Source organism: Vibrio sp. 10N.261.51.A3, from assembly GCF_041471965.1.
Taxonomy (GTDB): Bacteria; Pseudomonadota; Gammaproteobacteria; order Enterobacterales; family Vibrionaceae; genus Vibrio; species Vibrio crassostreae_C.
This window is the reverse complement of record NZ_JBFRPK010000133.1, coordinates 1-7,882: the sequence shown is the minus strand read 5'-3', so window position 1 is coordinate 7,882 and position 7,882 is coordinate 1. Positions and strand designations below refer to the sequence as shown.

Sequence of the window (7,882 nt, the reverse complement as noted above, 5' to 3'; positions counted from 1 at the left end):
GCTTTAACTGATCGGCATTAGAGCTAGGCTCGGTCAAAGGACAGTTGTCTAGAGTAAGCACGTCTTGGACTCATCGAGAGAACTGCTTTTAGAGTAGCGAGGCTAGATTAAGAATCCATTGCAAGATAGTGACACTTCGACTGCTTTTCTGTTTCAAAAATAATATTGAAAACATTACCTTAAGCTCATCAAAAGCCGACTGTGAGTTACGCAGGTCGGCTTTTTATTCACTTCTCTTTCGAATTTTTATCTCTATCTACAGTCGATTAAAAAGCGTCGTCCACGATCTCTTTTAATCGGTCATAAGGCACATATCCTGGTAAAACATTTCCGTTCATCATCATGGTTGGAGTGCCCGTTAAGCCGAGTGCACTGAACGTTTGATGGTTAGTGGTTAGAACCTGGTTTTGTTCTTGAGTTGTTTTTAGTTCCGCCTCTGTTCCCGTCTTTTTGGCAACGGCTTCTAGTGAGCTTTTCGAGTGAATACCACTTTTGGCCATCAGCAATCTATCAACTTCAGGGAATGCTTCTGGGTTATCTTTCCATACTTTCATCGCGTATAGCGCCGCGTTGGTGTCTAGCCCTGCAACTTGTTGTTGTTTAAACGATAAGTACACGTTGATCACTTTAATGTCGCTGTTTTCAGAGGCTAATTGAACCAAGCCTTTTTCCAAGCGCTTACAGTAAGGGCAGTTATAGTCGGTAAAGTTAATGATGACCGATTTGCCATCCGGGTTGCCCGTGATAGGGTGAGCGTCATTGTTGTACAACCAATCATGGCTTCCTGCTTGAGCTTTCTTCGACTGTTCTTGCCCTGCTACGTACTGCTCTAGGCTGGTATGCAAGCCAGAGATCGTAGAAGGGTTCTCTTTCAGAAATTGGTTAATCTCTTCAAGTTGCTGGGTTTGTTCTGTGCTTAACTCCGCGAAGGCAGTGGTGCTCATTAGTGAGCCTAAAATCAGTGTACTAATCAGATGTTTTTTCATGCTATTTATTCTCTAATTCTTGATAATCGTGAGCGCGTTTTGGGTCGCGCTCACGGTATTATTGTTTGTTAAATTGGCTTTAATCGGTTCATTTGCTCTGCTCAGTTTTTCTTTGTAAGCGAGTTAGGCAAAGTAGGTTCTCAACCAAAGCCCTATCGGGGAAGTAATGCCTGTTGCGATACTGCTAATCTTTCCATCTTTTATGATGACGATGCTTGGAGTGACATTAACGCCCCAACTTCTGCTGATAGATCCAGAAAGATCATTGATCACAGGGAAGTCATACTCTTTCGCCTCTAAGTAGCGCTGAACACGCTCGTCTGGACCAGACGATAGAGCAACCGAAACCACCTGATGGGAATCACTGAAGCTATTGACGGTTGGGCTTACAAATTTGCAGGCGCCACACCAAGTCGCCCAAAAATAGACAATGACTGGCTTACCATTTTTGCTTAGCTCGATAACATCAATATCTTCGCCTTGGAGCGATTGACCCACAATTGGAATCGCGTCGCCCTGAGGCATGCTTCTGCTGTGATAAAAGTCCATCGCAAATGAAACCACGCCAACGATCAATATCATTGAAACCAGTTCCTTTCCCCACTTCTTAAGACGACTTGGCTTTTTGGTATCACCCTTTACAGCGCTGTCTTCAGTCGTGCTAGATTTATCTTTATTGTTGGGAGTCTTCATCTATTATCTCGCAGCGTCGATGGCTTGAACGACAGTGTCACTGTCGAGAATGACAGGCAGTGGAATACCGCTTCTATAGCTTGGGCCGTAGACGATATTAAATGGCACACCAAATCGACCATTACTTTGTAGGTATTGAGTGACGCTTTCACTTGGTGTTGTCCAATCGCCTTTCATCAAAACAATGTCTTCTTGCTGCAGGTGGCTGTAGACAGGGTCTTGGAGAATGACGCCGATCTTGTTGGCCTTACAGGTAATACACCACTCAGCGGTCACATCGACAAATACCGTTTTGCCTTGCTCAACCAATTGAGGGATTTGTTTTGCATCTAGCTTTTGCCAATCGAGATCGTCAACAATCGGTGTCGCCCAGTTATCAGCGGTGACACTACCGACGATCAATGCAGCACCAAACACCAAGGTTGTGGTTGCGACAATAGGAATAAGTACCTTGCGGCCCAACTTACGGCCAATCCAAATCAATACTGTAATCACGATAAACAGTGACAACAGGATCGTCGGGAATTTACCAATGAATGGGCTCATTAGGCTTGTTAACCATAGACTGGTAATGAACATCATTAAGCCAAATACCAGCTTAACTCTGAACATCCATGCCCCAGGTTTTGGAAGCAGTTTTGTAAGACTCGGGAACAGCGCGAAAATCAACCAAGGTGCACTCATACCGATGCCGAGTGCGATAAAGATAGCCCACAACTCTTGGTAGCTTGCCCCAAGTGCATAAGCAACTGCGGTTCCTAAGAACGGAGCACTACACGGCGTTGCCAACAGCGTCGCAAACATGCCTTGAATAAAGTGGCCTGAATGTGAGTCATCGCCTTTGGTTGCCATCCAAGTGTTTAAACCTGATGGTAGTCTGAATTCGAATAATCCAAGTAGATTAATCGAGAACAGCAAAGTGATGATCAGCATGAACCCGATGAACCAAACATTTTGGAACTGGATTCCCCAACCAATCGCATTGCCACCCATTTTTAGAACGGTCATGCCAAGGGCTAGGAGTGCAAATGATGTAATGACACCTGACGCAGAAGCTAAGAATGAGAGTCGGATATGACGATTAGATGCGCCTTGATTTTGGATGATGCTGTTTAGCTTCATTCCTAATACAGGCAGCACACACGGCATAATATTGAGGATTAAACCACCAATCAAAGCAAAGCCGATCATTGCAAGAAAACCGTTGTTACTTGCTTGATAAGCAATAGGTTCTGAGCCGACTTGAGCGGTCATCTCTTCGGCAAAATTAGTGTCTGAAACGGTGACACTAACGGTGCGATCCGTTAAGTCGACTTCGCCTATCCAGTTGCTGACGTCAAATACCGCGGTCATCGTATTGCCGGTGATGTGGACGCTTGGTTGAGCAAAGAAATCATCGATGACTTCTTTGCCATCGATCAACACCATCGGCTTATCCCAGCCTTCGTTACTGGTTAGTTGAGTGACCAGTTGTTGCTTGCTTTTGTCCCAAAATAGACCGTTCACTGAAGTCCGGTTCGCTTCTCTTGGAGATTGGCTCATGCCTTGGTTGAACAAGAACATCGCCTCTTCATCGAACTGCAATTGCTGCGTGTCGATAGGGAGTTCGATGTCATAGTCAGTCAAAACACAAATATTGGTGCACGACGGGAACGAGAGAGAAGCCCTAAATACAGCAGGTTGCGTTTTGTCTTTCAACGTTAGGGTGACAGGAAAGCTTACGTGCTTTTTGTAGCCCAGCGTCATTACGTCAAGTTGTTCATAGTATTTAGGGATCGGCCAATGCCAATCTACAGACTCTATATTAGTCGAATCAGACCAATCCCAGCTTGGCGGAATGCCACCTTCACCTGGGCTGCGCCAATAGGTTTTCCAGTCACCGTCGAGTGTAACGTCCAATACAGTTTGAACGGTACCGCCGTTATCCGACTGTTCACCCGTCGACATCATTCGCATCTTAACTGGCGGATGCTCAGGCACGCTTATCCAGCCCGTGGTTTGAGCCAGAGCGGTAAATGACGTCATGACTAAGATTGCAGTGACGAAAGCTTTTGCGCATGTGCGCATGCAGAATACCAACGAATCGACAAACTTAGTTAGTAGTGTGTTGTACACAAATGTATCTCCAAAAAATAAATAAAAGGGTGTAGTAGCCCGGTTATTTACTCTCTAAATATACAGTGCTTTAGATGCAATCGGTGTTTTGTCGGTCGAGTAGAGCGATGATTGTCTCTAGATAATCTCGAGATGTGAGGAGGTAAGTTAAACGCAACAGCAATAATAAGTACGAATGGGATCAGCCAGCCGGTTTTTGGGGCGGCAAAGGTCAGCATTTTCGAACTTAGGCTGCATGAATTTGAATTGGGGGACGTTAACATTTTTGAGGCTTCTAAGCCGAAAACGCTGGCGTATAGAGCAGCCATTTTTTCTGAAGAAGCGATGTTGGTTTGGGGATTACTGGTTTCTGTATGAGTTTGTGTGCCAACTAGGACTGATTGGCCATTAGCGGATGCAGATAACGATACTTTCTTGACGGCCAGAGTGCTCGCCAGACAAGTTACGATAACCAGTCCGGTAAGGAAGAGCGCCCAAAGCGAATGCTTTTGTCGGCGGTTCTGTGTGGATAAGAAAAGTAGCGATGTGTTCAGCAAATTAGTCAGTAATCAAATCTGTTAGTCGTTAAAGCAAGCTCATTGAATTGTGGTTAGCTTAGATAAGTTCTCTTCGTGCCACAAGTCATAAAATGGTTAAAGTGAAACTATGTATAAATGCGGGAAACGGCAGATACACGATAAAAGACGCATAAACACCAATTCACGCGAATACGACATTGAGCTGTAGCTAAAGTTCACAACAACTGAAAGTTATCGCTAATTATTCTGTATTGAGTGGTTTATTAACTATCAGGACGGGACTGGCGATACAAAAAAGCCCAACAGATCGTCAGTGAACGTGTTGGGCTTTAATCATTGGTGCTATTGGAAAGGCTTAGTGAGTGCGGCGAGGGCCGTTACGTACCAAGTCTTTACCGTTATCAAACACCTCTTTGGTGATCCAGCGAGCAAGCAGAACTTTATGGCTGCTATTGAATACAGCAACGAAGTGACGACCATCTGAATTATTGGTTGCCATGCCTACACCTTCAACGCCTTCAAGGCCTAAACCGCCAGCTTCCACTGAAATTAGGAATTGCTCTAGTTCTTCTAGAGACTCAATAATATCAAGTTCGTTGTTCATTTTTATGCTCTCTTGCTGTGAGCCAACATCGTATTTAGGGCGCTTTAGTGCTGTGCTCGAATGAAGATATTGGCTGTTGTTCTTTGTTGGATGCGTACTCTACAGGTCATAAGAGGGGATTGGAACTCTCAAATATTAGAAGCAGGCTGATAATTTGCGAATTTTTAACATAACATACGTTTAAATGCTTGTTATCCATATTCTTTTTACTACTATTTATAGGGTCAATTTAGACAGTGATAGGAATTAATATGATGAAGGTTTGGCGTTGTCTATTGTTAATGTTGGCGTTTGTCGCATTTGGAAGTTATGCGCAGAGCGTTGAGAAAATCGCAGAAGTACAAGATCAGTTAATGCTCGATCTAGCAACATTAGAAACGGCGCATGATGCTGAAAAACCCTTTCTTGAAGATATCTTAAGGCGTAAGAACCAGGGCCTACGCGAAGAGATTTTTTCACAGCTATCGTCAGATAAAAAAGAGGGGCTGGATGTCACTCTTGCTCAGCAGGTCGAACTGCTACAAAAATTGCTGTCGTTGAATGAAACTAAAATCGTTTCAATGAGTAAAGAAAACCGTTCCGCTGAGGGTGACGCTAAAAAACGCCTTGAGTTGCGTATTCAAAAACGAATCGGAATGATGGATGTCTATTATCAGCAGCTTGCTAAGACCTTAAATTGGTCGAAAGAGCGTGGTGTTGATGTTGCTGTTCCTAAAGGTGAACTTAAAACGGCGTTAATTGCTCGTTCTAAATACCTGACTAATGCCATTCTTTACACAGACACACAGCGACAAGATCTAGAAGCGCGTTTGTCTTTTGTGAATGAAGAAGAGAAAGCGACGATTAAAAAGGAGCTTGAGCGTTTCAGCGAGCGTACTAGCGTTATGGTCGCGAGCTTAGAAGAAACCATCACGCTAATGGAACCGTTTGGCGTGGATGTGACTTCGTACAAACGTGTTTTGCTAGCGACGACAGGTGACATTAACGCCGATGTGTTGGATGTTGATGTTGCACTGGAGCTGTTGGATGGTTGGCTTCGTTCGTTCAGTTCATGGGCTTTTGAAAATACCCCTTCTTTTATCGTTAAACTTGCTCTGTTTCTCGGTATTTTGTATGTAACTCGCCTTATTGCTAACGTGGCTCGCAAAACCGTTCGTAAGAGTGTTTCGCACTCTAAAATGGACTTCAGTGTATTGATGCAGGACTTCTTTGTATCCATCGCATCTAAAGCGGTCGTGTTTATTGGTTTGCTTATCGCACTGTCTCAAATAGGGATAGAGCTAGCACCTCTTCTTACTGGTTTCGGTGTAGCCGGTGTCATCATTGGTTTCGCATTGCAAGACACACTATCTAACTTTGCATCGGGTTTGATGATCTTGATCTACCGTCCTTATGACGTCGGTGACATGGTTAAAGTGGCAGGCGTGCAAGGCACGGTAAAAGACATGAGCTTAGTATCGACGACTGTTCAAACCATTGATAACCAACGCTTGGTGATCCCAAACAACAAGATTTGGGGTGACGTGATCAACAACATCACGGCAGAACGTGTAAGACGTGTTGATATGGTTTTCGGTATTGGTTATTCAGATGATATCGATAAAGCGAAAGCGGTATTGAACGACATCATTCTTGCACACCCTCTAGTGTTGAAAAAACCAGAGCATATGATCAAGCTTCATACCTTGAATACGTCTTCTGTTGATTTCGTAGTACGACCTTGGGTTAAGACTGATGACTATTGGGATGTGTACTGGGATGTAACGGAAACCGTGAAGAAACGCTTCGATGAAGAAGGCATCACGATTCCATTCCCTCAACGAGATGTACATATTTACAATCACGAAGAGAACTAAACGAAAGATCTAGTATGAAAAGCTATTACGAAAAAGCTAAGCATGGCTTAGAGCCATCATTCTTAATGTGATATCAAATGGACGCTGAACAAGCGTCCATTTTTATTGGCTGCCGCTTATGTTGAGCTTCATTCTTTTATGTCACTCAACCACCTTAGAATTACGTTATGATGGGGTAGGCTTAATCTGGAAAGTTGAAATCGAATGGACGATTCACAGCAAAAAACGAATACTAGAAATACAACGGTAAGAAAAGCGACGCGAATTGAAAGTGTTATGAACTCTGCGATGTGGCATTTAACTCAGAGAGACATGACGGAAAGCGAGTTAGTGGCGAAGCTCAAAGTGAAAACCGACAATCAAGAATGGATCGATGAAACTCTAGGGACATTGAAAGGCTTCGGGTATCTCAAGTCTGACCAAGTGTTTGCAGAACAATTCGTGGAACAAGCTTTCTCTGGTGAATTCGGTTCTCGATACATTGTCGAAAAACTGAAGAAGAAGGGGCTGACCGATTCAGTGATTTCTGATGCAATCCATAAAGTGTCGTTCGAAAAGTCTATTGATGAACAAACCATCTTGATAGACCGAATCAACCACTACTATTCAAGCTTTACCATGAGCCGTGAAAAGCTGGTTGCGACACTGCAAAAGCGTGGCTTTAGCTATCAACAAGTTAAGGTAGCGATTGACCAGCACCCACAAGCGCATCAACTGAAAAGTAACATTCAAATTAAGGCCGAGAAAGCCGACTTGGAAAAAGAGGTGCTCAAGTACGCTCGTAAAGGCAAGGGACTGACTGCCATTCAGCAAGAACTTAGACAACGACAAATCGACACAAGTGAACTGTCATCGCTCATCGACCGATTGATTAATGAAGAGCAGCTAGATTTCTATTCTTCGTGTTTAGAACAGTTGCAGAAGAAGTCTTATGACCTAAACGATCATAAAGAACGCTCCAAGGCTTACGCGATGCTAAGTCGAAAGGGGTTCTCTTCAGACGAGATCAAATTTGCATTGAGTGAAGATAACGAATAACTAAGCCGGAAAAATTTCCTATTGTAGTATGTTGGTTTGTCCTAAGTAACTATTGTCGAGTAGACGACACTT

Annotated in this window: 6 protein-coding genes; 2 read left to right on the top strand and 4 right to left on the bottom strand. The window is 43.7% G+C overall.

Annotation, left to right across the window (positions count from 1 at the left end; translation table 11 throughout):
* Nucleotides 1–266 precede the first annotated feature (266 nt).
* From AB4371_RS21975 to AB4371_RS21960, 4 genes are all read right to left on the bottom strand, one after another.
* Entirely contained in the window at nucleotides 267–986 is a 720-nt protein-coding gene (locus AB4371_RS21975) for a DsbA family protein (RefSeq protein ID WP_017062735.1), read from the bottom strand.
* Between the two features lie 123 nt (nucleotides 987–1,109).
* The gene (locus AB4371_RS21970) at nucleotides 1,110–1,679 is read right to left on the bottom strand and encodes a protein disulfide oxidoreductase (RefSeq protein WP_065681662.1); all 570 of its coding nucleotides are present in this window, start codon (nucleotides 1,677–1,679) and stop codon (nucleotides 1,110–1,112) included.
* 3 nt (nucleotides 1,680–1,682) lie between these two features.
* Complete coding sequence (locus AB4371_RS21965; RefSeq protein WP_108192434.1) at nucleotides 1,683–3,746, bottom strand: protein-disulfide reductase DsbD; 2,064 nt, start codon at nucleotides 3,744–3,746, stop codon at nucleotides 1,683–1,685.
* A 921-nt stretch (nucleotides 3,747–4,667) separates the two neighbouring features.
* Nucleotides 4,668–4,916, bottom strand: coding sequence for a hypothetical protein (locus AB4371_RS21960; protein WP_017062732.1), 249 nt, complete (start codon nucleotides 4,914–4,916; stop codon nucleotides 4,668–4,670).
* A 251-nt stretch (nucleotides 4,917–5,167) separates the two neighbouring features.
* On the opposite strand from AB4371_RS21960, the gene AB4371_RS21955 reads away from it, so the two are divergent.
* A complete protein-coding gene (locus tag AB4371_RS21955; RefSeq protein WP_136978909.1) occupies nucleotides 5,168–6,772 on the top strand; it encodes a mechanosensitive ion channel family protein in 1,605 nt (534 codons plus the stop codon).
* Nucleotides 6,773–6,976: 204 nt separating this feature from the next.
* Nucleotides 6,977–7,810: a regulatory protein RecX gene (locus tag AB4371_RS21950; RefSeq protein WP_017068390.1), complete on the top strand. Its 834-nt coding sequence runs from the start codon at nucleotides 6,977–6,979 to the stop codon at nucleotides 7,808–7,810.
* Nucleotides 7,811–7,882 lie beyond the last annotated feature (72 nt).

Coding starts and splice junctions, on each gene's coding strand:
- AB4371_RS21975 (WP_017062735.1), bottom strand. CDS start 986: ATGAAAAAACATCTGATTAGTACACTGATTTTAGGCTCACTAATGAGC.
- AB4371_RS21970 (WP_065681662.1), bottom strand. CDS start 1,679: ATGAAGACTCCCAACAATAAAGATAAATCTAGCACGACTGAAGACAGC.
- AB4371_RS21965 (WP_108192434.1), bottom strand. CDS start 3,746: ATGCGCACATGCGCAAAAGCTTTCGTCACTGCAATCTTAGTCATGACG.
- AB4371_RS21960 (WP_017062732.1), bottom strand. CDS start 4,916: ATGAACAACGAACTTGATATTATTGAGTCTCTAGAAGAACTAGAGCAA.
- AB4371_RS21955 (WP_136978909.1), top strand. CDS start 5,168: ATGATGAAGGTTTGGCGTTGTCTATTGTTAATGTTGGCGTTTGTCGCA.
- AB4371_RS21950 (WP_017068390.1), top strand. CDS start 6,977: ATGGACGATTCACAGCAAAAAACGAATACTAGAAATACAACGGTAAGA.